This is a genomic window from Pseudomonas silesiensis (assembly GCF_001661075.1).
GTDB lineage: Bacteria > Pseudomonadota > Gammaproteobacteria > Pseudomonadales > Pseudomonadaceae > Aquipseudomonas > Aquipseudomonas silesiensis.
Window position 1 is genome coordinate 2588470 of the sequence record NZ_CP014870.1, and the last position, 23187, is coordinate 2611656.

The window sequence follows — 23187 nt, forward strand, 5'->3', positions numbered from 1 at the left end:
CTTGCCGGCGAAGAACGATGACGCGGTGTGTCAGATACACAGCAGTGCCCGGTTCGCGGGCAAGCCTCGCTCCTACAGGCGAAGAACGATGACGCGGTGTGTCAGATACACAGCAGTGCCCGGTTCGCGGGCAAGCCTCGCTCCTACACGTAGTCCGCACAGACGATGCCGTCGCGTGATAGCCCTGTCGATACTGGGGGACCCATCACGGAGAATCACCATGCCAACTACAGCCATCACCGGGAGTGCCTCGGGAATCGGGGCCGCCGTATCCGCCGCCATGCGCGCCGCCGGGCACCAGGTCATCGGTATCGATCGCAGCAACGCCGAAGTGGTCGCGGACCTGTCCACCCCGCAGGGTCGTGACGCGGCCATCGCGCAAGTGCTTGAACTCAGCGGCGGGGTGCTCGACGGGCTGATCTGCTGCGCCGGGGTCGGTGTCACGGCGCCGACCTGCGGCCTGATCCCGGCGGTCAATTACTTTGGCGTCAGCCAGTTGCTCGACGGCCTGCGAGGGGCGTTGGCCAAGGGGCAACAACCGGCGGCGCTGGTGATCGGCTCGGTGGCGGCGACGCATTCGGGGGCCGACGGCCAGCCGATGATTGACGCGATGCTCGCAGGTAATGAAGATCAGGCGATCGCGTTGGCCAACGCCCTCGACCAGCCTCACGTTGCCTATGCCGCCTCTAAATACGCCATCAGTCACCATGCCCGCAACCTGGCCATGAACTGGGGCAAGCAGGGCATGCGCTTGAACGTGGTGGCGCCGGGCGCGGTTGAAACCCCGTTACACCAGGCTTCGCTGGAAGATGCACGGTTTGGCCAGGCGACCCGCGATTTCGTCGCGCCCCTGGGTCGCTCCGGTCGCCCGGATGAGCTCGCCGCAGTGGTCGCCTTCCTGCAATCGCCACAAGCATCGTTTGTCCATGGCAGCGTGGTGTTCGTCGATGGCGGTATGGACGCCATGGTCCGCGCCTCGCGCTTCTAAAAGGAATCTACATGAACAAGGTGGCATTCATCACCGGCGCCAGCCGTGGTATCGGCCGGGAGGCGGCGCTGGCGTTCGCCCGCGCCGGTTTCGATCTGGCGATCAGCGCCCGTACCCTCAACGAGGGTGAACAACATGAACATGCCCTGCGCGATGCTGCCGGGGCACCGCTGGCCGGCAGCCTCAACGGCACTGCCGAGGCGTTACGCGAACTCGGTTGCCGGGTGCTCGTGGTGCCGATGGACCTGCTCGACAGCGCTTCGGCCCTGGCTGCCTGCGCGGCGGTGCTGGCCGAGTACGGACGCATCGACGTGCTGATCAACAATGCGATCTACCAGGGCAGTGATCTCAACGCCGGGTTCATGGACCTGCAAGCCCAGACCCTGGAGAGGATGTTCCAGGGCTACATCCTCACCCCCTTTCTATTGACTCGGGCAGTGGCCGAACACATGGTGACGCGCGGTGGCGGGGTGGTGATCAATGTCACCTCCGGCGCTGGCGAAAGCGACCCACCGGTGGCGGCGGGCAAGGGCGGTTGGGGTTATGCCTACGGCGCGGGCAAGGCCGCGGTGTCGCGACTGTCCGGGGTGCTGACTACGGAACTGGGTGAGGCCGGCGTTCGCGCCTATACCCTCAATCCGGGCGTAGTCACCACCGAAGCCCTCAAGGCCACCATCGGCGATAAAGGCCTGATCGCCCTGCGCGCCGGCAGTGCCCCACCTCACGTTCCGGCGGCCGTGATGCTGTGGCTGGCCACCGCCGAACAGGCGCCAGGGTTTCAACGCCGGACCATCGCCGCGCAGCCGTTTGCGTTGGAACACGGCATCGTCGCCGATTGGCGTTAACCCGAAGAACGATGCACCGCAGCGCCTGGCTCCTGTAGGAGCCAGGCTTGCCGGCGAAGAACGATAACGCGGTGTCTCAGATGAACCGCAGTGCCTGGTTCGCGGGCAAGCCTCGCTCCTACAGGCGAAGAACGATAACGCGGTGTGTCAGATACACCGCGGCGCCTTGTTCGCGGGCAAGCCTCGCTCCTACAGGCGAAGAACGATAACGCGGTGTGTCAGATGAACCGCGGCGCCTTGTTCGCGGGCAAGCCTCGCTCCTACAGGCGAAGAACGATAACGCGGTGTGCCAGATGAACAGCAGTGCCTGGTTCGCGGGCAAGCCTCGCTCCTACAAGGGGGGTATCGATCGTTCCCGCGTCATGGGAACGATCATTGGTCTTTACGCCTGCCGCTGCTGACGGGCGAGGGTCATGGCGGTGTCTTCGATCATGTCTTCCTGGCCGCCGACCATACCGCGACGGCCCATTTCCACGAGGATTTCCCGGGCCGACACGCCATATTTTTTCTCGGCGCGCTTGGCGAACAACAGGAACGAGCCATAGACCCCGGCGTAGCCCATGGTCAGGGCATCGCGGTCGCTGCGGATCGGGAAGTCCATGATCGGCACCACCAGATCCTCGGCCACGTCCTGGATGCCAAACACGCTGACGCCAGTCTCGATGCCCATGCGGTCGCACACTGCTACCAGTACTTCCATCGGCGTGTTGCCTGCACCCGCGCCGAGGCCCGCGCAGGCGGCGTCGATACGGTTGGCCCCGGCAGCAATCGCGGCGATGGAGTTGGACACGCCCATCGACAGATTGTGGTGGCCATGAAAGCCGATCTCGGTCTCGGGCTTGAGGGCCGCGCGCATCGCCGCCACGCGGGCGCTGACGTCGTGCGGCAGCAGGTAGCCCGCCGAGTCGGTCAGGTAGATGCAGTTGGCGCCGTAGCTTTCCATCAGCAAGCCTTGCTTGACCAGGCCTTCGGGGCTGTTCATGTGGGCCATCATCAGGAAACCAACGGTGTCCATGCCCAGGCCACGGGCGTGGGAGATGTGCTGTTCGCTGACATCGGCCTCGGTGCAATGGGTGGCCACGCGAATGGTGTTGACCCCCAGCTCATGGGCCATCGTCAGGTGGTCGACGGTGCCGATGCCCGGCAGCAGCAGGGCCGAGACCTTGGCCTTTTTCATCAGCGGGATCACCGCCGACAGGTACTCCTCGTCGGTATGGGCCGGGAAGCCATAGTTCACCGAGCTGCCGCCCAGGCCATCGCCGTGAGTGACTTCGATCAACGGTACGCCGGCCGCGTCGAGGCCGCAGGCGATGTCCTTCATTTGCTGCAGGCTGATCTGGTGACGCTTGGGGTGCATGCCGTCGCGCAGGCACATGTCGTGAACGGTGATGCTTTTGCCGCGAAGATCCATGGTCGGCTCCTTATGCGTGGGCGGTTTGGGCGGTGGCTTGCAGCACGAGTTCACCCTTGAGGATTTCCTCGGCGAACATCTCGGCGGTGCGTGCCGCGGCGGCGGTCATGATGTCGAGGTTGCCGGCGTACTTGGGCAGGTAATCGCCCAGGCCTTCGACTTCCATGAAGATCGACACCCGATTGCCGTCGAACACCGGGCCGTTGACCAGCCTGTAGCCGGGCACATAGCGTTGCACTTGCTTGATCATGGCCTCGATGGCAGCGGTGATCGCCGGCTGGTCGGGTTCACTGGCGGTCAGGCAGTGCACGGTGTCGCGCATCATCAGCGGTGGTTCGGCAGGGTTGATGATGATGATCGCCTTGCCTTTCTTCGCGCCGCCGACCTTTTCCACTGCGCTGGCGGTGGTGCGGGTGAACTCGTCGATGTTTTTCCGGGTGCCGGGACCGACCGATTTGGAGGCGGCGGTGGCGATGATTTCGGCGTATTCCACCGGTTGCACGCTGGACACCGCCGCCACCAGCGGAATGGTCGCCTGGCCGCCGCAGGTGACCATATTGACGTTCATCACGCCCAGTCCCAGTTGGGACTTGAGGTTGACGGGTGGTACGCAATACGGGCCGATGGCCGCCGGGGTGAGGTCGATCATCAACACGCCCAGGGCATTGAGCTTGCGCGAGTTCTGCGCGTGCACGTAGGCCGAGGTGGCGTCGAAGGCGATCTGGATCTGGTCTTCGAGGACATGGGGCAGCAGGCCGTCGACGCCATCGGCGGTGGTTTTCAGGCCCAGCTCGCGAGCCCGCGCCAGGCCTTCGGAGGAGGCGTCGATGCCCACCATCCACACCGGTTCGAGTACTTCGCTGCGCATCAGTTTGTACAGCAGGTCGGTGCCGATGTTACCCGGCCCGATCAGCGCGCATTTGATCTTTTTGCTCATGTTTTTTTTGGCTCCTGAAGAGGGAAGGGCGATTCACGGGACAAAGCGCAGGCTGGTTTCGCCCAGCCCGGTCATGGACAGGCTGATGCGGTCGCCGGCGACCACTGGCACCAGCGGCGCCAGCGCACCGGAAAGAATGATTTCGCCACGGCGGAACGGGATGCCCAGTTCGCCCAGGGTATTGGCCAGCCAGGCCACGGCCGCGCAGGGATGGCCTTGCACCGCCGAGCCCAGGCCCGAGCCTGCCGGCTGGCCGTTTTTCAGCAGTTGCATGTGCACCGCGGCCAGGTCCAGTGAACGCGGGTCGATGCGCTGGGTGCCGAGGGCGAATACGCCGCAGGACGCGTTGTCGGCCACGGTGTCCTGGATGCGGATCTGCCAGTCGTCGATCCGCGAATCGACGATCTCGAAGCACGGCACGACCCATTGGCTGGCGGCCAGCACGTCCTCGGCGCTGATGCCCGGGCCTTGCAGGTCTTCGGCGAGGATAAAGGCGATTTCACCTTCGGCCCGTGGCTGGATCAGGTTATGGCGGGCCAGGCTGACATCGCTGCCATCCTCGACCTGCATGGCGTCGGTGAGGAACCCGAAGTCCGGTTGGTGGACATCGAGCATTTCCTGCACGGCGCGGCTGGTGACCCCGATTTTCTTGCCGATCACCCGCTCGCCAAGGGCTTCGCGGCGTTGCAGGAAGTGCAGGGAGATCCGGTAGGCCTGCTCCAGGGTGATCTGCGGATAACGGCGGGTCAGGGGGGGCAGCGTCTGGCGACCGCGCAGGGCGTTGAACAACTCGTCGCCGAGCGCATTGATCAAATGGGTGTCCATGGCGAGGGCTCCACATGAATGGGAAGAAAAAAGCCCGCCCCAACGTCATCAGGGGCAGGCCCAAAGGAGTCGGTCAGCCGGGCCAGACCGACGAGTCGGCGCCGCCATCGACATCAATGATCTTGCCGGTCACCCAGGCCGAAGCGGGGCTGGCCAGGTACAGCGCGGCGGCGGCGATGTCTTGCGGGGTGCCCAGGCATTTGAGCGGGGTGTTGGCTTCCATGACTTCGCGCATGGCGGCGGGCATCACGCCGTTCAGCGCTTCGGTCAGGGTAGGGCCGGGCGCGACGGCGTTGACCCGGATCTGCGGCGCGAAGTCCTGGGCCAGCAGGCGGGTCAGATGGCTGAGGGCGGCCTTGGCCGTGCCGTAGGCGCTGAAATGGCGCTGGGCATAGCGCGCCGCCACCGAGCTGATATTGATGATGTTGCCGCCACCGGCCTCGCGCATCAGCGGCACGCACAACTGGCAGAAGGCGTAGCTGGTGGCGACGTTGAAGTTCAGCACCTCGGCGAACTGTTCAGGCGTCATCGCCAGAGGATCGTTGGGCCCGCCGCCGCCAACGTTGTTGACCAGATGCGTGATACGGCCCATTTGCTCAACGCTGTGGCGCACCAGTGCCTGGCGTTGCTCGGCATCGTTGACGTCACAGGCGAACGCCAGGGCGCGCCGGCCCAGACCGCGAACTTCTTCGGCCACGGCCTCTACTTCATCCAGCGAACGTGCCGAGCACACTACATCGGCGCCGGCTTCGGCATACGCCAAGGCAATCGCCCGACCAATGCCGCGGCCGCTACCGGTGACGATGGCGACGCTGCCGTGCATCTGGAAACGCTGCAAAATACTCATGGGCCCTTGCTCCGTGGGGTCGATTGTCGATGGAATTTAATATCGCCGCCACGGCTGCCGCCAGCATCGTCTCAATGGACTAGCGCCGCGGGTGCCGCGGTTTATCTGTTGCACGGCGTTATCGTTCTTCGCCTGTAGGAGCCAGGCTTGCCGGCGAACCAGACACCGCGGTTTATCTGTCGCACCGCGCTATCGTTCTTCGCCTGTAGGAGCCAGGCTTGCCGGCGAACCGGGCACCACGGTCTATCTGTTGCACCGCGTTATCGTTCTTCGCCTGTAGGAGCCAGGCTTGCCGGCGAACCGGACGCTGCGGTGTATCTATCAAACCGCGTTATCGTTCTTCGCGGGCAAGCCTCGCTCCTACGGAACCGGGTCCCCCCTAGTCCGCTTTGACGATGAATGATTGTTCGCTCGATCCGATGATCCATCACAACTCGCGCAGTGGCGCAGTGAGATCGGGAGAATTGAGTGATGCACAGCATGCGAGAAAAGACCCAGGACGAACGTGATCTGCTGGAACGTGCGCGCAGCCTGGTGCCGGCACTCAAGGCGCGCACGGCGCAGGCCGACAAGGATCAGAAGGTACCGGTGGAGAGCATCGTCGAGTTGCAGGCCGCCGGTTTGCTGCGGGCCTTGCAGCCAAAGGCGTTCGGTGGTTATGAAGTGGACCCGCGAACCTTCTTCGAAATCCAGACCATCCTCGCCGAGGGTTGCATGTCCACGGCCTGGATCTACGGCGTGATGGGGGTTCACCCCTGGCAGCTGGCACGTTATCCGATCGAAGCACAGCGTGAAGTCTGGGCCGATGACCACAGCACCCTGATCTGCTCGACTTATATGCCGGCGGCCAAGGTCACGGTGGTGGAAGGCGGTTACCGGATCAGCGGACGCTGGGGTTTCTCCAGCGGCAGCGAGCACTGCCAATGGGTGCTGTTGGGCGGCATCCTGCCACCCGATGGCGAACTGGCCGCCGAGCACGGCACCTTCCTGCTGCCACAACGCGACTATCTGATCGAGCGCAATTGGGACGTGCTGGGCCTGCGCGGCACCGGCAGCCATGACATCGTGGTCGAGGATGTATTCGTCCCGGCCCATCGCGTGCAACGCACCAATAACTGGACCCTTGAAGCGACGCCCGGGCGCCTGGTCAACACCAACCCGATCTACGCGATCCCCTTCGCCCAGGTGTTCTCGCGCGCTGTCTCGACCTCGGCCATCGGTGCCCTGCAAGGCGCGATCAACGAGTTCCGCGACAACGCCGCCAAACACATCGGCAAGCATGGCGCCCGTACCGCTGACGATCCGGTGGCGCAAACCGCTGTTGCCGAGGCGATGATCACCGTCGACAGCCTGCGCCTGGTGCTGGAGCGCAACTACGAGCACCTGATGAGCCTGGCCCGTGCCGGCGAATACCCGGACACCGAAACCCGCCTGCTGTATCGCTACCAGTCAGCCTATGTAACCAACATCTGCGCCGAGCGGGCCAACGATCTGCTGCGCAGCATGGCCGCCTCTGGCTTGTACAACACCAACCCGGTGGCGCGGCTGTTCCGCGACCTGCACCAGGCGCGTGGGCACATCGCCAACAACTACATGGCCTACGGGCGCAGCTACGGCGCGGTGATGCTGGGCCTGCCGAACCCGGACCCGTACGTCTGAGGCCATGGTGCCCGTTTCGATACCCCTGGGTTTACACCTGCCCGTGATACACGGGCAGGTGGTCATGAGTACCTGAGCTATGAACAATTATCTTGCCCTGCGCGTGGCGCGAGTGATCGAGGAAACCGCTGATGCGCGTTCCCTGGTTTTCGACGTGCCGGAGCATTTGAGCGAACACTTTCGTTATCAACCCGGCCAGTTCCTGACCTTGCGAGTGCCCTTCGAGGACGGCTGGTTGCCGCGCTGTTATTCGTTGTCGAGCACGCCGTTGCTGGGCGAACCGCTGCGGGTGACGGTCAAGCGTGTGCGTGACGGCCGGGCCTCGAACTGGCTCTGCGGCGAGTTGCAGGCCGGTCAAACCCTGGAGGTGCTGCCGCCCGCCGGGGTGTTTGTGCCGCGCAGTCTGGACGACGACCTGCTGCTGTTCGGCGGGGGCAGCGGCGTGACGCCAGTGCTTTCAATCCTGCGGTCGGCGCTGTTGGCCGGCCACGGCAGGATTCTGTTGATCTACGCCAACCGCGATGAAGCCTCGGTGATTTTTCGCGACGAACTCAAGGCCCTGGCCAGCGCGCACCCGCAACGTCTGCAGATTGTCCACTGGCTCGATTCGGTGCAGGGCATTCCGGCCGTCGAGCAATTGGCTGAACTGGCGCGTCCGTTTACTGACGCCCGGGCCTTTATCTGCGGCCCCGGGCCGTTCATGGACGCGGCGGTCAGTGCACTGAAAAGCCTGGGCCTGCCCGGTGGTCGGGTCCATGTCGAACGCTTTGTCTCATTGCCCGGCGAAGGCGAACTCCCCCTGGCGGCCAGCAGTGAAGCGGCGATGGCTGCGCAGTTATCGGTGCGCCTGGATGGCGAGGAACACAACCTGGCCTGCGACAGCGGCGAAACCGTGCTGGCAGCGATGGAGCGTGCCGGCCTGAATCCGCCCAGCGCCTGCCGAGTGGGCGGCTGCGCCTCGTGCATGTGCACGCTGGAAAGTGGCGACATCGAACTGCTGCACAACGATGCGCTGGACAGCGGTGAACTGGCCGAAGGCTGGATCCTGGCCTGCCAGGCTGTGCCAACCAGCGCCCACTTGCGTATCCGTTTTCCCGAATGATGCAGATCACCGAGCCTACGATGAACCAGAGCCTGAAGATATCCCTGCCGCTAAGCGAAGTGCCCACCACCATTGCCCGGTTGGTGTTCCAAAGCGCCGAACGTTTTGCCGGTCGCACGGCCATCGAAGACAACGGGCAGTGCACTGATTACGCCGAACTGCCAGAACGGGTCATGGGCTTTGCCCGGGGCTTGATGGCGCTGGGCATCCAGGCCGGCGACCGGGTCGGTATCTGGGCGCCGAACAGCGGTGACTGGATCCTCGCGGCGCTGGGCATTCAGTGCGCCGGTGCGGTGCTGGTGCCGATCAACACACGCATGAAGGGCCTTGAGGCCGCCGATGTGCTGGAGCGCAGCGGCTGCCGGGTGTTGTTTGTCCCGCAGCGTTTTCTCGACGTCGACTACCCGGCGCTGCTCGCGCCCCATCGGCCGGCCAGCCTCGAACACCTGGTGTTGTTAGATGGCGACACGCCGGGGCTGTCGTCGGACTTGACCCTTGCACAGTTCCTGCTCGGCGCGGCAACCATCGATGCCGACAGCGCCAGACAGCGAGCATTGGCGGTCGGCCCCGAGGCCGTGTGCGACCTGTTGTTCACCTCCGGCACCACCGGCAAACCCAAGGGCGTGATGAGCGGCCATGGTCAGAACCTGCGGGCCTTCACCGAATACGTCAAGGTCATCGGCCTGGTGCCGGGTGACCGCTACCTGATCGTCAACCCGTTCTTCCATGCCTTTGGCTACAAGGCCGGTTGGCTGACCTGCCTGATCGGCGGGGCGACCATCCTGCCCCATGCGGTGTTCGACGCAGAACAAGTCTTCCAGCGCATCGCCCGTGAGCGCATCAGCGTACTGCCCGGCGCGCCGACCCTGTACCTGTCGCTGCTGGCCCACCCGCGACTCAAGCAGACCGACCTGTCGAGCCTGCGCATCGCGGTGACCGGTTCGGCGAGCATCCCGCCGAGCCTGATCGAGCGCATGCGCAACGAGCTGGGATTTACCGTGGTCACCACCGCCTACGGACTGACCGAGTGCGGCGGGCTGGCGACGATCTGCGATCCCCAGGACTCGGCGCAGGTAATCGCCGGCACTAGCGGGCGGCCGATTGCCGGCACCGAAGTGAGCATCCGCGACCCGCATAACCAAGCGCTGGACGCCGGGCTTACCGGTGAGATCTGCCTGCGTGGCTTTCACATCATGCAGGGCTATTTCCAGAACCCGGAAGCGACCCGCGAAGCCATCGACGCCGAAGGCTGGCTGCACACCGGCGACGTCGGGCGCCTGGACGAGGCGGGCAACCTGATCATCACCGACCGCCTGAAGGACATGTTCATCGTCGGCGGTTTCAACTGCTACCCGGCGGAAATCGAAGCGGCACTGATCAGGCACCCGGCCATTGCCCAGGTGGCAGTGATCGGCATCGCCGATGAGCGCATGGGCGAGGTCGGGTGTGCCTGCGTGGTCCTGCGCGAAGGTAGAGAGCTCGACGAGGCGCAACTGATCGCCTGGAGCCGAGAGCAGATGGCCAATTACAAGGTGCCGCGCCAGGTGCGCTTCTTCAACGCCTTGCCACTCAACCCGTCTAGCAAGGTGGCGAAGAACGAACTGCGGGCGGTGGTGGCCAACGACGCTCAGGCATGAGGCGGCCCTCTCTCACCAAACGGACGATGTGCGTGGCACCGGCTTTTTTCATGCTGTGGCGACACTAGAAAAAACAACAACAAAAGGAGAGGAGCATGTTTACGCGAAACACTGTCGCGCGCCATTCGGGGAACCTGACCGGTAGTCGCTGCCTGTTGGCAACGGCCATCACCATCGCCAGTGCCACAGCCAGCGCCGCACCGACCATCGAACTGGGAGAAAACACCACCCTGGATTCATCGCTGACGGTCAACTACACCGCCTCCATGCGTACCGCCAAGCAGGCCAGTCAATACCTCAACGACCCGAACAACGACGACGGCACGCGCAACTTCAAGCGCGGATCGTTGATCAACAACCGCCTGAGCCTGTTTGGCGAGCTGCAACTCAAGCACGACAACCTCGGTGCGGTGTTGCGCGGCAGTCAGTTCTACGATGATGTCTACAACCAGAAAAACGCCAATGACTCGCCGCAGACGGTGAACAAGGTCGGCCACAACGATGGCTTCAGCGACGAAACCCGCAGGCTCAGTGGCAGCATGGCGCGACTGCTCGATGCGTATGTGTATGGCAACTTCGATGTCGGCGAGACCCAGTACCTGTCGCTCAAGGCCGGCCGGCACCTGGTGGCCTGGGGCGAGAGCCTGTTCTGGCCTAACATCAGCCAGGGCCAGGCCCCGGTGGATGCCACCAAGTTCAACGTGCCGGGTACCGAGGCCAAGGACTCGTACTTGCCGGTGGGGCAGGTGTCCGGATCGTGGTCGCTGAATGAAAACCTGGCGCTGGTGGGCTACTACCAGTACGAGTGGGAAAAGACCCAGCTCAACCCTGTGGGCGACTACTTCGGCAGCGATACGTTCGGTCCCGGCGCCGAGTTCTATCGCCTGGGCAGCGGTGCGGTCGACCGCCTGCCCAACGGCCTGGCGGTCGGTTATGCCGGTGAAAAAGATGCCAGCGACAGCGGCCAATGGGGCCTCGGCGTGCGCTACCGGATCACCGAGAACACCGAACTGGGGCTGTTCCATTACCGCTATAACGAGCGCATCGGCTCGATGTTCTTCGACTTCACCGGCACCACCCAATACTCCTCGCTCAAGAGCATCGGCCATGACGGCACCGCGCCGTCCTATCGCCTGGGCTACTTCGAAGACGTCAAGCTGACGGGCATCAGTTTCACTTCCAAGGTCGGCGACTCGGTGCAGTATGCCGGTGACCTGAGCTACCGCGATGGCGCCTCGGTCTACCTGAACAACGGCGCGCCCACCACCGGTCAGATCTGGCAAGGCAATCTCAACGCCATGTACATCCTGGGCCCAAGCCTGCTCGCCCATCAGACCACCTTCATGGGCGAAGTGGTGCATCAACGCATCGACGGGGTAGACAGCCTGACCATCACTGGCGGTGGGGCCGGCGTGGACGGCACCTTCGACACGTTCGAGTCGAAGACCCAGACCCGCGGTTCGACCCTGCTGGGCGTTGGTGCCTACATGGATTACCCCTCCATTGCCACGGGCCTGGACCTGAGCACCAAAGTGGTGTGGACGCAGAACGTCGACGGCAGCGCCTATCAGGGCCTGGGCCGTGACGAGAAGCGCCTGACCGTGGGGGGCGACTTCAAATACCTGGGCAACTTCCAGATCGGCATGACCTATGTCGCCTACCTGAGCTCGCCGGATGTCGCCCAGGGCCGACTGCTGGCTGACCGCGATTATCTGTCGCTCAACGCCAAGTACACCTTCTGATGATCATGGCTGCGTCGCGAGATGGCGACGCAGCCTTCATTTGTAGCCTGATAACAACAAAGAGAGGCCTGTCATGAACCCTCGTCCGACCCCGTCACCGTTCAGCCCTATTGCGATTGGCCCACTGACCCTGAAAAACCGGTTTATCAAGTCCGCCACCAACGAGGGCATGAGTGCCCAGGGCGTACCGTCCAAACAATTGGTCAAGCTGCACTCGGCCCTGGTCGCTGGCGGCACCGCCATGACCACCGTGGCCTATTGCGCGGTGAGCAGCGATGGCCGCACCTTGCCCAACCAGTTGACCTTCACCCAATCCAGCCTGCCGCACTTCAAGGCCCTGACCGACGGCGTGCACCAGGCCGGTGGCCTGGCCAGCGCGCAGATCACCCACGGCGGCTGCTTTACCTTCATCCGCGAACGCTCGACCAAACGTCCACTGTCAGCCAGTGGCGGTTTCAACAAGATCGGCCTGATGAGTGGCATGTTCCTCAAACAGGCAATGACCGAAGCCGACATGCAACAAGTGGTGCGCGAATTCGCGCAAGGCGCACGCCTGGCACGCCAGGCGGGTTTCGATGCCGTGGAAATCCACATGGGCCACGGCTACCTGCTCAGCCAGTTCATTTCGCCGATGTACAACAAGCGCCGCGATCAGTACGGCGGCAGCCTGGAAAACCGCCTGCGCTTTCCGCGCCAGGTGCTGCGTGCGGTGCTGGACGCGGTCGGCAAGGACATGGCGGTGATCTGCAAATACAGCGTCACTGAAGGCGTGCGCGCCGGTAACAGTGCCGAAGACGGGGCGCAGATCGCCCGCATGCTGGAAGAGGAGGGTGCTCACCTGCTGGTGCTCAGCGCCGGGATGAATGCCGAGTCGATCACCACCATGTTCGGCTCTTCCTTCCCCAAGGAAAACCGCGTGCAACAGAAGAACAAGATCATCGCCCTGGCTATGGCCATCCAGCGCCGCAAAGAGCCGACCGTGGAATTCCGTGAACTGTATTTGCTGGAACATGCGCGCAAGGTACGTGCCGCGGTGAAAATGCCACTGGCTTATCTGGGCGGCGCCAAGAGCCTGGCAAGCATCGAAAAGATCATGGCCGAGGGTTTCGACCTGGTCGCCATGGGCCGGGTGTTGCTGGCCGAGAATGACTATGTCAACAAACTCGAAAGTGGTGCCAGCCGCGACTCGATCTGCACGGCCTGCAACCGCTGCGTGGCGATGATGTACACCCCCGGCGGCACCTCTTGCGTACTGGGCCAGCCCGGCGATGCCGTGTTGAACAGCCAACAGGCGGCGAGTCGCTAACCTGCGCGGTGCCTGGTTCGCCTGTAGGAGCGAGGCTTGCCCGCGAAGAACGATAACGCGGTGCAACAGATAAACCGCGGTGCCCGGTTCGCCTGTAGGAGCGAGGCTTGCCCGCGAAGAACGATAACGCGGTGCAACAGATACACCGCGGCGCCCGGTTCGCCTGTAGGAGCGAGGCTTGCCCGCGAAGAACGATAACGCGGTGCATCAGATAAACCGCGAAGAACGATAACGCGGTACAACAGATACACCGCGTTGCCCGGTTCGCCTGTAGGAGCGAGGCTTGCCCGCGAAGAACGATAACGCGGTACATCAGATAAACCGCGAAGAACGATAACGCGGTGCAACAGATACACCGCGTTGCCCGGTTCGCCTGTAGGAGCGAGGCTTGCCCGCGAAGAACGATAAGGCGGTGCAACAGATAAACCGCGAAGAACGATAACGCGGTACAACAGATACACCGCGTTGCCTGGTTCGCCGGCAAGCCTGGCTCCTACAGCGAAGAACGATAACGCGGTACATCAGATAAACCGCGAAGAACGATAACGCGGTACAACAGATACACCGCGTTGCCTGGTTCGCCGGCAAGCCTGGCTCCTACAGGCGAAGAACGATGACGCGGTGCAACAGATACACCGCGGTGGCCGGTTCGCCGGCAAGCCTGGCTCCTACAGGCGAAGAACGATGACGCGGTGCAACAGATACACCGCGGTGGCCGGTTCGCCGGCAAGCCTGGCTCCTACAGCGAAGAACGATGACGCGGTGCAGCAGGTACACCGCGTCGCCCGTTTCAGCCGTTCTGCAGGAAGTCGATGCAGCTGCGGTTGAACAGCTCGCGATGTTCCACCTGGACCCAATGCCCGCAACGGTTGAGCACGATGAACCGGGCGTTGGGCGCGCCGTCGATGATGCGTTGGGCGCCGCTGATCGGGTTGAACAGATCGTTGGTGCCCCAGAAGCCGAGGATCGGGCACTGGATCTCGCCCAGGCGTGTTTCCATGTTCGGCACCATCATCGTGCTGAACAGGTTCTTCGGCTGGGTCACCGCCACCGCCACGCGTTCTTGCAACAGGCTTTCGGGCAGGATCGAATCATCGAACAACTGCAGGCGCATCATGCTGCGCATCTCGTCCATGCCGATGGGGCCGGCGTTGAACAGGCTGACCATGCGCACGATGCCGTCCATCTTGAAGTAGGTTTCCCGCTCCTCGACACCGCCCGGTGCGAGCAGGATCAGGCTTTGGGGCAGTTGCGGCAGACGCAGGGCCAGACCCAGGGCGATCGCGCCGCCCAGCGAGTTACCCAGTAGCGTGCAACGCCGTACACCGACGGTCTCCAGGAACGCCGCCACGCAGTCGACGAAGAATTCCAGGTTGTACTGCACGTCTTCGGGTTTGTCTGAACGGCCGAAACCCGGGAGGTCGAGCACGAGGTTGCGATAGCCCGCAGCGGCGATTTGCGGGTAGTTGCCCTTGAAGTTGCTGAAGCCACTGGCGCCCGGCCCGCTGCCGTGCAGCCACAGCACTACGGGGCCTGTGCCCTCATCCAGATAGTGCAGGCGCAGGCCGTTGGGCAGGGTCGCGTAATGGCCGACGGGCAGAGGCAGGTCTACGGGTTGGTTCATGGGGTTCTCCATTTTCAGCGGATTCATAAAGCACTGCCGCGTCAGGCGCGACAGCGGATTGAATGCAACGAGTTGAAGGGAAACGCTGCACCTGACGTGGCGTGCACCCATGAATGCTGGGGCCGTAGAGGATTGCCGGCATCGTCCGTTCAGACCACCCGGCGATAGTCCCATCGGACGATGTGGGCCAAGGCACTTGCCGCTAATCATGCAGGTGACGGCTCCACTGCAAGGGCAGCGGGCTGCAGCGTATTTGCACATTCGGAGATTGCTGATGAAGTTACTCAATAAAGTTGCCTTTGTGACCGGCGCCGGGCAGGGCATGGGCCAGGCCATCGTGCGTGGTTTTGTCGCCGAGGGCGCCAAGGTGGTGGCTGTCGACCTGAATCAAGCCGCCCTGGCCGAGAGCCTTGCAGACCTGGGCGACCAGGTATTGGCCCTGGCCTGCAACGTCGCTGACGGCGCCTCCGTCGCCGATGCGATGGGCCAGGCGGAGCAGCACTTTGGCGGCCTCGACATCCTGGTCAACAACGCTGGCGTGGGCGGGCTGGACAGCTTCCTCGACACTCCGGACGAGAGCTGGGCGCGAGTGATCGGTGTGAACCTGGGCGGCACGTTCCTGTGCTGCCGTGAAGGCGCCAGGCTGATGATCAAAGGTGGCCGCAAGGGCGCGATCATCAACCTCTCCAGCACCGCCGCGCTGACCGGCGACGGCCCAAGCCACTACTGCGCCTCGAAAGCCGGAGTGATGGGCCTGACCCGTTCGATCGCCCGTGAACTGGCGGCCAGCGGCATACGCGTCAACACCCTGGTACCGGGGCCGACCAACACGCCGATGATGGCCGGCATCCCTGACGAATACATGCAAGCGCTGCTGAAAAACGTACCACTGGGCCGCATGTGCGAGACCGACGAGATCGCCAAAGTCGCCGTGTTCCTGGCCAGCGAAGACGCCAGTTTCATGACCGGGCAGAACATCGCCGTCAACGGCGGCATGGCCTTTATCTGATCAGGGAGTTACCCATGAGCAAGCGTTTACAAGGAAAAATTGCCTTCATCACCGGTGCCGGCTCCGGCATCGGCGAAGCCACCGCGCTGCGATTCGCCGAAGAGGGCGCCACGGTGGTGCTGTGCGGGCGACGCATCGAGCCACTGCAAGGCGTGCAGGAAAAAATCCAGGCCCTGGGCGGCCAGGCCGAGATCGCCGTGGCCGATGTCAGCGACGAACAGGCCTATGTGGGCGCGCTGCAAGCCACCGCGCAACGTCACGGGCGCCTGGACATCCTGGTCAACAACGCGATGGCTTACACCTGGGGCGGCATCGACACGATGACCACCGCCGACTGGCATGCCAACTTCTCCACCACCGTGGACGGCACCTTCTGGGGCACCCGCACCGCGATGCAGTTGATGAAAGAGCAGGGCGGCGGTTCGATCGTCAACATCGCTTCGATCTGCGGCCTGTTCGGCACGGCGTGGATGGCTGGTTACTCGGCGGCCAAGGCGGCGGTGATCAACTTCAGCCGGGCGGCGGCCAGCGAAGGCGCACCGCACAATGTCCGCTGCAACGTGATCATTCCCGGCGTGGTCGACACCCCGGCCACCGCCGGCATGCTGGGCGACGCCAAGGCCCGCACCAACACTGAAAAAGTCATCCCGATGAAACGGGTCGGCCTGCCGGTGGAGCTGGCCAACGCCATTCTGTTCCTGGCCAGCGACGAGGCTTCCTATGTCACCGGCGCGAGCCTGGCGGTGGACGGCGGGCGCGGCTCGGACCTGTACGTGGTGCTCGACTGATGAACCAGGACACGAACGTATTGCTCGAGCGCATCGACCGCCTTGAATCGCTGGACGCGATCCGTCAACTGGCCGGCAAGTACGCCCTGGCCCTGGACATGCGCGACATGGATGCCATGGCTAACAGCTTCGCCCCGGATGTGCGCGTGGGCCGCGACAAGAGCGGTCGCGCGCACCTCAAGGCATGGCTGGACGAAACCATGCGCAAGCAGTTCCATGGCACCTCCCATCACCTGGGGCAACACATCATCGAGTTCAGCGATGCCGATCACGCCACCGGCGTGGTCTATTCGAAGAACGAGCATGAGACCGGACCAGAGTGGGTGATCATGCAGATGTTGTACTGGGACGACTACGAGCGGATCGACGGGCGCTGGTGCTTCCGTCGCCGCTTGCCGTGCTATTGGTACGCGACCGACTTGAACAAACCACCGATCGGCGGCCTGAAAATGCGCTGGCCAGGGCGCGAGCCATACGCCGGTACCTTCCACGAGCTGTTTCCGTCCTGGGATGCGTTCTGGGCGCAACGCCCGGATAAAGACGCCTTGCCGCAGATCGCCGAACCCGCGCCGCTGGAAGGCTTCCTCAAGACCCTGCGCCGTGGGGCGGATGATCCGAAGATTCGGGTGCGCTGATGAGTTGATCGTTCCCACGCGGTGGGAACGATTTTTCTCTCTGTAGGAGCGAGGCTTGCCCGCGAACCGGACACCGCGGTGTATCTGTTGCACAGCGTTATCGTTCTTCGCCTGTAGGAGCGAGGCTTGCCCGCGAACCGGACACCGCGGTTTATCTGTTGCACCGCGTTATCATTCTTCGCCTGTAGGAGCGAGGCTTGCCCGCGAACCGGACACCGCGGTGTATCTGTTGCACAGCGTTATCGTTCTTCGCCGGCAAGCCTGGCTCCTACAGCGAACCGGACACCGCGGTGTATCTGTTGCACAGCGTTATCGTTCTTCGCCGGCAAGCCTGGCTCCTACAGCGAACCGGACACTGCGGTTTATCTGTTGCACCGCGCTATCGTTCTTCGCCGGCAAGCCTGGCTCCTACAACGGGTGCATCGTTCAATTCGTGACCCGTGGTTCCCGAGGCATGCCCAGCGCCCGCTCGGCAATGACGTTGCGTTGGATTTCGTTGCTGCCGCCGTAGATGGTGTCGGAGCGGGTGAACAGAAACAGCGACTGCAGACGGCTGAGCTGGTAAGGCGCGGCGTCGAGGATTTCCCCGGCGTCGCCCAGCACGTCCATGGCCAGTTTGCCCAGGTCGCTGTGCCAGGTGGACCAGGCCAGTTTGTAGATCATCGCTTCGCGCCCCAGATTGCCGTCTTGCGGGCCCGAAAGCATGCGCAGGGAGTTGTAGCGCAACACCTTGAGTCCGGCCCAGGCCTGGGCGATGCGCTGGCGCAGCAATGGGTCGCGGGCGGCGCCGTTGGCGCGGGCGATGCGGATGATTTCGTCGAGTTCGTTGTGGAACTGCATCTGCTGACCGAGCGTGGACACGCCGCGCTCGAAACCCAGCAGCGCCATGGCGATCTTCCAGCCATCGCCCGGTTGGCCGATCAGGTTGTCGGCATGGGTTATGGTCTGGTCGAAGAACACCTCGTTGAACTCACTGGTGCCGGTCAGTTGCTGGATCGGTTGCACGCGGATGGTGTCCTGGGCCATCGGCACCAGCAGGAACGATAAGCCGTGATGCCCTTGGCTGCCGGGCTCGGTGCGCGCCAGCACGAAACACCAGTCGGCCTCGTGGGCCAGGGAGGTCCAGACCTTCTGCCCGCTGATCAGCCAATGCTCACCCGTGGCATCCAGTTTCGCCCGGGTCTGGACGTTGGCCAGGTCAGAACCTGCGCCCGGTTCCGAATAGCCCTGGCACCAGAACTGGCTGCCATCGAGGATGCCGGGCAACAGGCGTTGCTGCTGGGCCGGGGTACCAAAGGCGGCAAGTGTCGGGCCGACCAGGCCTTCGCCGATATGGCCCATGCGCCCGGGGCCACCGGCGCGGGCATATTCCTCATGGAAGATCACCTGCTGGCTGATGGACAGTCCCCGTCCGCCGTGTTCTTTGGCCCAGCCGACGCCTATCCAGGCACCTGCGGCCAGCGTGCGCTCCCAGGCTTTGCGCTCTTCAGGAAAGCTGTGCTCATCGCCCGGTCCACCGCGAAAGCGCAAGGGCGCAAATTCGCCGCTCAGGTGCTCGGCCATCCATTGGGCGATGTCTTCGCGGAACACTTCGTCTGCACGACTGAAACCGATTTTCATGATTGCTCTCCCAGCAGATGTGCGGCCAGGCGCTCGCGGTGCAATGCCGGGCTGCCCAATAGGTGCTCGCCGGCGCGGGCACGTTTGAAGTACAGGTGTGGATCGTATTCCCAGGTGAAACCGACGCCGCCATGCAGCTGGATCGACTCGGCGGCGCAGTGGAAAAATGCCTCGCTGGCATGGATCTTCGCGGTGGCGGCGGCCAGCTCGAGCTCCTGGGCCACCGCTGCATCGCCGTTGGGGTCCAGGCGTTCCTGGACGACGCAGGCGGCGTAGTAGGCCGCCGACCGGGCGCATTCGACTTGCAGCATCATGTCGGCGCAGCGGTGCTTGATCGCCTGGAAGCTGGCAATGGTGCGTTTGAACTGGCGGCGTTCGGCAATGTACGCCAGGGTCAGGTCCAGGGCCTGTTGGGCGCCGCCAGTCTGCTCGGCGGCAAGGCCGATGGCAGCGATCAACAGGGTGTCACGCAACACCGCCCAGCCGTGCTCGGGGCCACACAGTCGTTGCGCATCGCTGAGCTGCACCTGACGCAGTTCAATGCGTGCCAGGCGACGGGTCTGGTCCAGGGTTGCCAGGGGATTGCGCATCACGCCCGGCGTATCGCCCGGCAAGACGAACAGGCTGATGCCTTGTTCGCCCTGAGAACCGGGGGCTCGGGCGGCGACGATCAGCAGGTCGGCCGAGGCACCGTCGATGACCTGGGCGTACTCGCCGTCAAGCGTCCAGCCTCCCGGACGCGGTTCGGCCACGGTTTGCACACTGCACGCCTCCAGTCCGGTAACACTGGCGAAGGCAAGTGTGGCGCGGGTTCCGCCGGCGGCAATCGCCCCCAACCAGTGTTCCTGCACGGCCTCGTTGTGCCCCAGCAACAGGGCCGGAGTGGCCAGGCATGCCGTGGCGAACAGCGGTGAACCCAGCAAGTAGCGACCGCTTTGCTCCAGCAGGACCGCCAGCTCGACAAACCCCAGGCCCATGCCGCCAAAGCGCTCGGGCACCATCAGCGCCGGCCAGTACAGTTCCTGGCCGATCCGCTGCCAGACCTCGGGGTCATGAGCGTCCGGGCGGTTCATGGCGGCGCGTACGGCATGCGAGTCGCTGGCCTGGGCGAGAAAACGCTCGGCGCTGTCGCGAATCATCAGGTGTTCTTCGGTAAAAGCGAACTCCATGGGGGCGGTCTCTGCAAAGCGGATGGATGCGCAAAGTCTGGGGTTCGAAGACGGTGTTCGAATCACTAAAACGGACTAGGGAGATCGCCTCATCGTTCTTCGCCTGTAGGAGCCAGACTTGCCGGCGAACCGGCCGCCGCAGTTTATCTGTTGCACCGCGTCATCGTTCTTCGCGGGCAAGCCTCGCTCCTACAGCGAACCAGGCGCCGCGGTGTATTCGCTATGCCGCGCCATCGTTCTTCGCCTGTAGGAGCCAGGCTTGCCGGCGAACCGGTCACCGCGGTTTATCTGCTGCACCGCGTCATCGTTCTTCGCGGGCAAGCCTCGCTCCTACGGGACGTCATGCTCCTGCGCCTCAGTTGCTTAGTCTCAACGGACGATGAAGGGGCGGGCGGCGCTTTGCACAATGCTCGCCACGAAGCCCATCCAGCCAACGAGGACCCAGGCATGATCGACATTCGCGGTTTGAGCTATTTCGTCTCGCAGATCGAAAACCTCAGCCATTGGCAGCGTTACGCCGAAGACGTGCTGGGCATGCAAGTGCACCCGGCGCCGGGCGGTGGCTTGTACGTGAAAATGGACGAACGCCCGTTTCGCATGCTGATCGTCGAAGGCAGCGAGGCGCGCTACCTGGCCTCCGGCTGGGAGCTGGCCAACGAGACGGCGTTCAAGGCAGCCCTTGAGCACCTGAGCGCTGCCGGTATCGAATGGCAGCCGGGCACTGCCGCCGAGATCGATCAGCGCGGTGTGCAAGCGCTGGTCAAGGTCACCGACCCATCGGGCAACTGCCATGAACTGAGCTGGGGTCATCGCTCCGATTGCCTGCCGTTTGTTTCGCCTCAGGGTGTGCCGCGTTTCCTCACCGGCGACATGGGCCTGGGCCACACCGTGCTGCCGGCGCCGAACTTCGATGCCACCCTGGCCTTCGCCAAGGACGTGCTGGGCTTCGAGCTGTCGGACATTTTCAACTTCCGTCCCGACCCGTCGGTGCCGCCGGTCCGCATTCACTTCCTGCATTGCCAGAACGCTCGTCATCACAGCCTGGCATTGGCCGAGTACCCGGTGCCGTCAGGTTGCGTGCACGTGATGGTCGAGGTGGATTCGATGACCGAGGTGGGGCGTGCCCATGACCGTTTGCTCGCCCATGACGTGAGCCTCTCGGCGACCCTCGGCCAGCACCTCAACGACCGCATGACCAGCTTCTACATGAAGACGCCATCCGGTTTCGATCTGGAATACGGCTTTGGCGGATTGCAAGTCGACTGGGCCGAACATTCGGCATTCGAGTTCACCCGCGTGAGCATTTGGGGGCACGACTTTTCGGTCGGCCAACGCTAAGGAAATTGTCATGATGAACAAACAACTGACAGCGGCCGATGCGGTCGCTCAATTGCGCGATGGCATGACCATCGGTTTCGGCGGCTGGGGACCACGGCGCAAGCCGATGGCGATTGTGCGCGAGATCCTGCGCTCGCCAGTCAAGGACCTGACCGTAGTCGCCTACGGCGGCCCGGAAGTGGGCATGCTGTGCGCCGCCGGCAAGGTCAAGAAGCTGGTGTTCGGTTTCGCCACCCTCGATGCCATTCCGCTGGAACCCTACTACCGCAAGGCTCGCGAAGCGGGCGAACTGGAGTTGATGGAACTGGACGAAGGCATGTTCCAGTGGGGCCTGCGCGCCGCTGGCATGCGCTTGCCGTTCCTGCCGACCCGTTGCGGCCTGGCCACCGATGTGACGCGCCTGAACCCGCAACTCAAGACTGTCCAGTCGCCCTATGCCGATGGCGAGGTACTGGTGGCGATGCCGGCACTCAATCTCGATGTTGCGTTTCTTCATGTCAACGTCGCCGACCGCCTGGGCAACTGCCTGGTGACCGGGCCCGACCCGTATTTCGATCACCTGTTCGCCCGTGCCGCCGAGCAGTGCTTCGTCTCGTGCGAACGCCTGGAAGAACGTCTGGAGCTGAGCGCCGAGATGGCCCGTTTCAACACCTTCGAGCGTTACCTGGTGAAAGGCGTGGTGCATGCGCCCCTCGGTGCGCACCCGACGCTCTGCGCCCCCGACTATGGCTGGGACATGAAGCACCTCAAGGGTTATGTCGCCAGCAGCCAGGCGGAAAACGGCTGGCAGGACTATGTGCAGACCTACATCGCCGGTGGCGAGCAGGACTATCAGGCACAGAACGGCGGTGCCGACTCCATGGGCGCCTTGCCCCTTCCCGTGTTCTGAGGATTAGCCACTATGTCTGCAACCTGTGATTTTACCCTCGCGGAACTGATGATCGTCGCCGCATCCGAAGCCTGGCGCGGCAATGGTGAAGTGATTGCCTCGGGCCTTGGCGTGATTCCGCGCCTAGGTGCCAGCCTGGCCAAACTGACCCACAGCCCTGAACTGTTGATGACCGACAGCGAAGCGTTCCTGGTCGAAGAGCCTATCCCGTTGGGTCCGCGTGGCGACTACGTGCCGCGCTACTCCGGCTACATGTCATTCGAGCGGGTGTTCGAATGCGTGTGGGGCGGACGCCGCCACGCGATGATCGGGCCGACCCAGATCGACCGCTGGGGCCAGACCAACCTGTCTTGCGTCGGCGACTATCAAAAGCCCAAGACCGCGATTCTTGGCGTGCGCGGCTTGCCGGGCAACAGCATCAACCACCTCAACTCGTTCTTCGTTCCCAGCCATAACAACCGAGTGTTCGTCAGCGGTGAAGTGGACATGGTCTCCGGTGTCGGCTTCAAGGCCGAGCGCTGGCCCGAATGTACACGCCGCGATTTGATGGACATCCATTGCGTGGTCAGCGACCTGTGCGTCCTCGATTTCAATGGCCCGGAGCGTGCGGTGCAGGTGCGCTCCTTGCACCCCGGCGTGAGTTTCGAACAGGTCCAGAACAACACCGGCTTCCCGTTGCTCAAGTCGGCGCAGTTGCACGAGACCGTGCACCCAACCCAAGAGCAGTTGGCCCTGATCCGCCGACTCGACCCCCACGATTACCGCGCCACGGCGATCAAGGGCAACCCGCCCGGCATCCGTACGGCCTGAGGCGAG

The 23187-nt window shown here is 63.6% G+C and carries 19 protein-coding genes and 1 pseudogene; 13 read left to right on the forward strand and 7 right to left on the reverse strand.

What is annotated here, in order from left to right; translation table 11 throughout:
• Window positions 1-220 precede the first annotated feature (220 nt).
• Both PMA3_RS11725 and PMA3_RS11730 read left to right on the forward strand, forming a co-directional pair.
• Window positions 221-988 (forward strand): SDR family oxidoreductase, encoded by a 768-nt coding sequence (locus PMA3_RS11725; RefSeq protein ID WP_064677307.1) that lies wholly within the window; start codon window positions 221-223, stop codon window positions 986-988.
• Between the two features lie 11 nt (window positions 989-999).
• A pseudogene (locus tag PMA3_RS11730) lies at window positions 1000-1728 on the forward strand (SDR family NAD(P)-dependent oxidoreductase); the annotation flags it as partial.
• 487 nt (window positions 1729-2215) lie between these two features.
• Here PMA3_RS11730 and dmpG read toward each other — a convergent pair.
• The 4 genes from dmpG to PMA3_RS11750 all read right to left on the reverse strand — a co-directional run bounded on the left by dmpG (window position 2216) and on the right by PMA3_RS11750 (window position 5853).
• A complete protein-coding gene (dmpG, locus tag PMA3_RS11735) occupies window positions 2216-3244 on the reverse strand; it encodes a 4-hydroxy-2-oxovalerate aldolase (RefSeq protein WP_064677309.1) in 1029 nt (342 codons plus the stop codon).
• A gap of 10 nt (window positions 3245-3254) precedes the next feature.
• Window positions 3255-4181 carry an acetaldehyde dehydrogenase (acetylating) gene (locus tag PMA3_RS11740; protein ID WP_064677310.1) on the reverse strand — a complete coding sequence of 309 codons (927 nt, stop codon included), beginning with the start codon at window positions 4179-4181 and terminating at the stop codon, window positions 3255-3257.
• A 33-nt stretch (window positions 4182-4214) separates the two neighbouring features.
• On the reverse strand, window positions 4215-5006 hold the full coding sequence (locus PMA3_RS11745; RefSeq protein ID WP_064677311.1) for a fumarylacetoacetate hydrolase family protein: 792 nt from the start codon (window positions 5004-5006) through the stop codon (window positions 4215-4217).
• Between the two features lie 73 nt (window positions 5007-5079).
• On the reverse strand, window positions 5080-5853 hold the full coding sequence (locus PMA3_RS11750) for a glucose 1-dehydrogenase (RefSeq protein ID WP_064677312.1): 774 nt from the start codon (window positions 5851-5853) through the stop codon (window positions 5080-5082).
• Window positions 5854-6324: 471 nt separating this feature from the next.
• Between PMA3_RS11750 and PMA3_RS11755 the strand changes: the two genes are divergently transcribed.
• The 5 genes from PMA3_RS11755 (at window position 6325) to PMA3_RS11775 (ending at window position 13299) form a co-directional block, all read left to right on the forward strand.
• On the forward strand, window positions 6325-7512 hold the full coding sequence (locus PMA3_RS11755; protein ID WP_064677313.1) for an acyl-CoA dehydrogenase family protein: 1188 nt from the start codon (window positions 6325-6327) through the stop codon (window positions 7510-7512).
• 79 nt (window positions 7513-7591) lie between these two features.
• Complete coding sequence (locus PMA3_RS11760) at window positions 7592-8614, forward strand: ferredoxin--NADP reductase (protein WP_064677314.1); 1023 nt, start codon at window positions 7592-7594, stop codon at window positions 8612-8614.
• A 20-nt stretch (window positions 8615-8634) separates the two neighbouring features.
• Window positions 8635-10251 carry a FadD3 family acyl-CoA ligase gene (locus PMA3_RS11765; protein ID WP_064677315.1) on the forward strand — a complete coding sequence of 539 codons (1617 nt, stop codon included), beginning with the start codon at window positions 8635-8637 and terminating at the stop codon, window positions 10249-10251.
• Between the two features lie 95 nt (window positions 10252-10346).
• Window positions 10347-11993 (forward strand): DUF1302 domain-containing protein, encoded by a 1647-nt coding sequence (locus PMA3_RS11770; protein WP_064677316.1) that lies wholly within the window; start codon window positions 10347-10349, stop codon window positions 11991-11993.
• Window positions 11994-12066: 73 nt separating this feature from the next.
• The gene (locus tag PMA3_RS11775; protein ID WP_064677317.1) at window positions 12067-13299 is read left to right on the forward strand and encodes an NADH:flavin oxidoreductase; all 1233 of its coding nucleotides are present in this window, start codon (window positions 12067-12069) and stop codon (window positions 13297-13299) included.
• 790 nt (window positions 13300-14089) lie between these two features.
• On the opposite strand, the gene PMA3_RS11780 is transcribed toward PMA3_RS11775, so the two are convergent.
• Window positions 14090-14923, reverse strand: a complete 834-nt coding sequence (locus PMA3_RS11780) for an alpha/beta fold hydrolase (RefSeq protein WP_064677318.1) — start codon at window positions 14921-14923, stop codon at window positions 14090-14092.
• 274 nt (window positions 14924-15197) lie between these two features.
• On the opposite strand from PMA3_RS11780, the gene PMA3_RS11785 reads away from it, so the two are divergent.
• From PMA3_RS11785 to PMA3_RS11795, 3 genes are read left to right on the forward strand one after another with little or no spacing between them, the layout of a single operon-like run.
• Window positions 15198-15932 (forward strand): SDR family NAD(P)-dependent oxidoreductase, encoded by a 735-nt coding sequence (locus PMA3_RS11785; RefSeq protein WP_064677319.1) that lies wholly within the window; start codon window positions 15198-15200, stop codon window positions 15930-15932.
• Window positions 15933-15946: 14 nt separating this feature from the next.
• Window positions 15947-16720: an SDR family NAD(P)-dependent oxidoreductase gene (locus PMA3_RS11790; protein ID WP_064677320.1), complete on the forward strand. Its 774-nt coding sequence runs from the start codon at window positions 15947-15949 to the stop codon at window positions 16718-16720.
• Complete coding sequence (locus PMA3_RS11795) at window positions 16720-17355, forward strand: nuclear transport factor 2 family protein (RefSeq protein ID WP_064677321.1); 636 nt, start codon at window positions 16720-16722, stop codon at window positions 17353-17355. The genes PMA3_RS11790 and PMA3_RS11795 overlap by 1 nt, the downstream gene beginning before the upstream one ends.
• Before the next feature lie 426 nt (window positions 17356-17781).
• On the opposite strand, the gene PMA3_RS11800 is transcribed toward PMA3_RS11795, so the two are convergent.
• Together PMA3_RS11800 and PMA3_RS11805 are read right to left on the reverse strand one after the other, a co-directional pair.
• A complete protein-coding gene (locus tag PMA3_RS11800; RefSeq protein ID WP_064677322.1) occupies window positions 17782-18975 on the reverse strand; it encodes an acyl-CoA dehydrogenase family protein in 1194 nt (397 codons plus the stop codon).
• Window positions 18972-20144, reverse strand: coding sequence for an acyl-CoA dehydrogenase family protein (locus PMA3_RS11805; protein ID WP_064677323.1), 1173 nt, complete (start codon window positions 20142-20144; stop codon window positions 18972-18974). The genes PMA3_RS11800 and PMA3_RS11805 overlap by 4 nt, the downstream gene beginning before the upstream one ends.
• 447 nt (window positions 20145-20591) lie before the next feature.
• Here PMA3_RS11805 and PMA3_RS11810 point away from each other — a divergent pair, with 447 nt between their 5' ends.
• From PMA3_RS11810 to PMA3_RS11820, 3 genes are read left to right on the forward strand one after another with little or no spacing between them, the layout of a single operon-like run.
• Window positions 20592-21482, forward strand: coding sequence for a VOC family protein (locus PMA3_RS11810; RefSeq protein WP_064677324.1), 891 nt, complete (start codon window positions 20592-20594; stop codon window positions 21480-21482).
• Window positions 21483-21495: 13 nt separating this feature from the next.
• Window positions 21496-22371 carry a CoA transferase subunit A gene (locus PMA3_RS11815; RefSeq protein ID WP_064680675.1) on the forward strand — a complete coding sequence of 292 codons (876 nt, stop codon included), beginning with the start codon at window positions 21496-21498 and terminating at the stop codon, window positions 22369-22371.
• Between the two features lie 12 nt (window positions 22372-22383).
• Window positions 22384-23181, forward strand: coding sequence for a CoA-transferase subunit beta (locus PMA3_RS11820; protein WP_064677325.1), 798 nt, complete (start codon window positions 22384-22386; stop codon window positions 23179-23181).
• The last annotated feature ends 6 nt before the right edge of the window (window positions 23182-23187 follow it).

What these genes read in the sequence shown, in the direction of transcription:
- PMA3_RS11725 (WP_064677307.1), top strand. Translation starts at nt 221, where the DNA reads ATGCCAACTACAGCCATCACCGGGAGTGCCTCGGGAATCGGGGCCGCC.
- dmpG (WP_064677309.1), bottom strand. Translation starts at nt 3,244, where the DNA reads ATGGATCTTCGCGGCAAAAGCATCACCGTTCACGACATGTGCCTGCGC.
- PMA3_RS11740 (WP_064677310.1), bottom strand. Translation starts at nt 4,181, where the DNA reads ATGAGCAAAAAGATCAAATGCGCGCTGATCGGGCCGGGTAACATCGGC.
- PMA3_RS11745 (WP_064677311.1), bottom strand. Translation starts at nt 5,006, where the DNA reads ATGGACACCCATTTGATCAATGCGCTCGGCGACGAGTTGTTCAACGCC.
- PMA3_RS11750 (WP_064677312.1), bottom strand. Translation starts at nt 5,853, where the DNA reads ATGAGTATTTTGCAGCGTTTCCAGATGCACGGCAGCGTCGCCATCGTC.
- PMA3_RS11755 (WP_064677313.1), top strand. Translation starts at nt 6,325, where the DNA reads ATGCACAGCATGCGAGAAAAGACCCAGGACGAACGTGATCTGCTGGAA.
- PMA3_RS11760 (WP_064677314.1), top strand. Translation starts at nt 7,592, where the DNA reads ATGAACAATTATCTTGCCCTGCGCGTGGCGCGAGTGATCGAGGAAACC.
- PMA3_RS11765 (WP_064677315.1), top strand. Translation starts at nt 8,635, where the DNA reads ATGAACCAGAGCCTGAAGATATCCCTGCCGCTAAGCGAAGTGCCCACC.
- PMA3_RS11770 (WP_064677316.1), top strand. Translation starts at nt 10,347, where the DNA reads ATGTTTACGCGAAACACTGTCGCGCGCCATTCGGGGAACCTGACCGGT.
- PMA3_RS11775 (WP_064677317.1), top strand. Translation starts at nt 12,067, where the DNA reads ATGAACCCTCGTCCGACCCCGTCACCGTTCAGCCCTATTGCGATTGGC.
- PMA3_RS11780 (WP_064677318.1), bottom strand. Translation starts at nt 14,923, where the DNA reads ATGAACCAACCCGTAGACCTGCCTCTGCCCGTCGGCCATTACGCGACC.
- PMA3_RS11785 (WP_064677319.1), top strand. Translation starts at nt 15,198, where the DNA reads ATGAAGTTACTCAATAAAGTTGCCTTTGTGACCGGCGCCGGGCAGGGC.
- PMA3_RS11790 (WP_064677320.1), top strand. Translation starts at nt 15,947, where the DNA reads ATGAGCAAGCGTTTACAAGGAAAAATTGCCTTCATCACCGGTGCCGGC.
- PMA3_RS11795 (WP_064677321.1), top strand. Translation starts at nt 16,720, where the DNA reads ATGAACCAGGACACGAACGTATTGCTCGAGCGCATCGACCGCCTTGAA.
- PMA3_RS11800 (WP_064677322.1), bottom strand. Translation starts at nt 18,975, where the DNA reads ATGAAAATCGGTTTCAGTCGTGCAGACGAAGTGTTCCGCGAAGACATC.
- PMA3_RS11805 (WP_064677323.1), bottom strand. Translation starts at nt 20,144, where the DNA reads ATGGAGTTCGCTTTTACCGAAGAACACCTGATGATTCGCGACAGCGCC.
- PMA3_RS11810 (WP_064677324.1), top strand. Translation starts at nt 20,592, where the DNA reads ATGATCGACATTCGCGGTTTGAGCTATTTCGTCTCGCAGATCGAAAAC.
- PMA3_RS11815 (WP_064680675.1), top strand. Translation starts at nt 21,496, where the DNA reads ATGAACAAACAACTGACAGCGGCCGATGCGGTCGCTCAATTGCGCGAT.
- PMA3_RS11820 (WP_064677325.1), top strand. Translation starts at nt 22,384, where the DNA reads ATGTCTGCAACCTGTGATTTTACCCTCGCGGAACTGATGATCGTCGCC.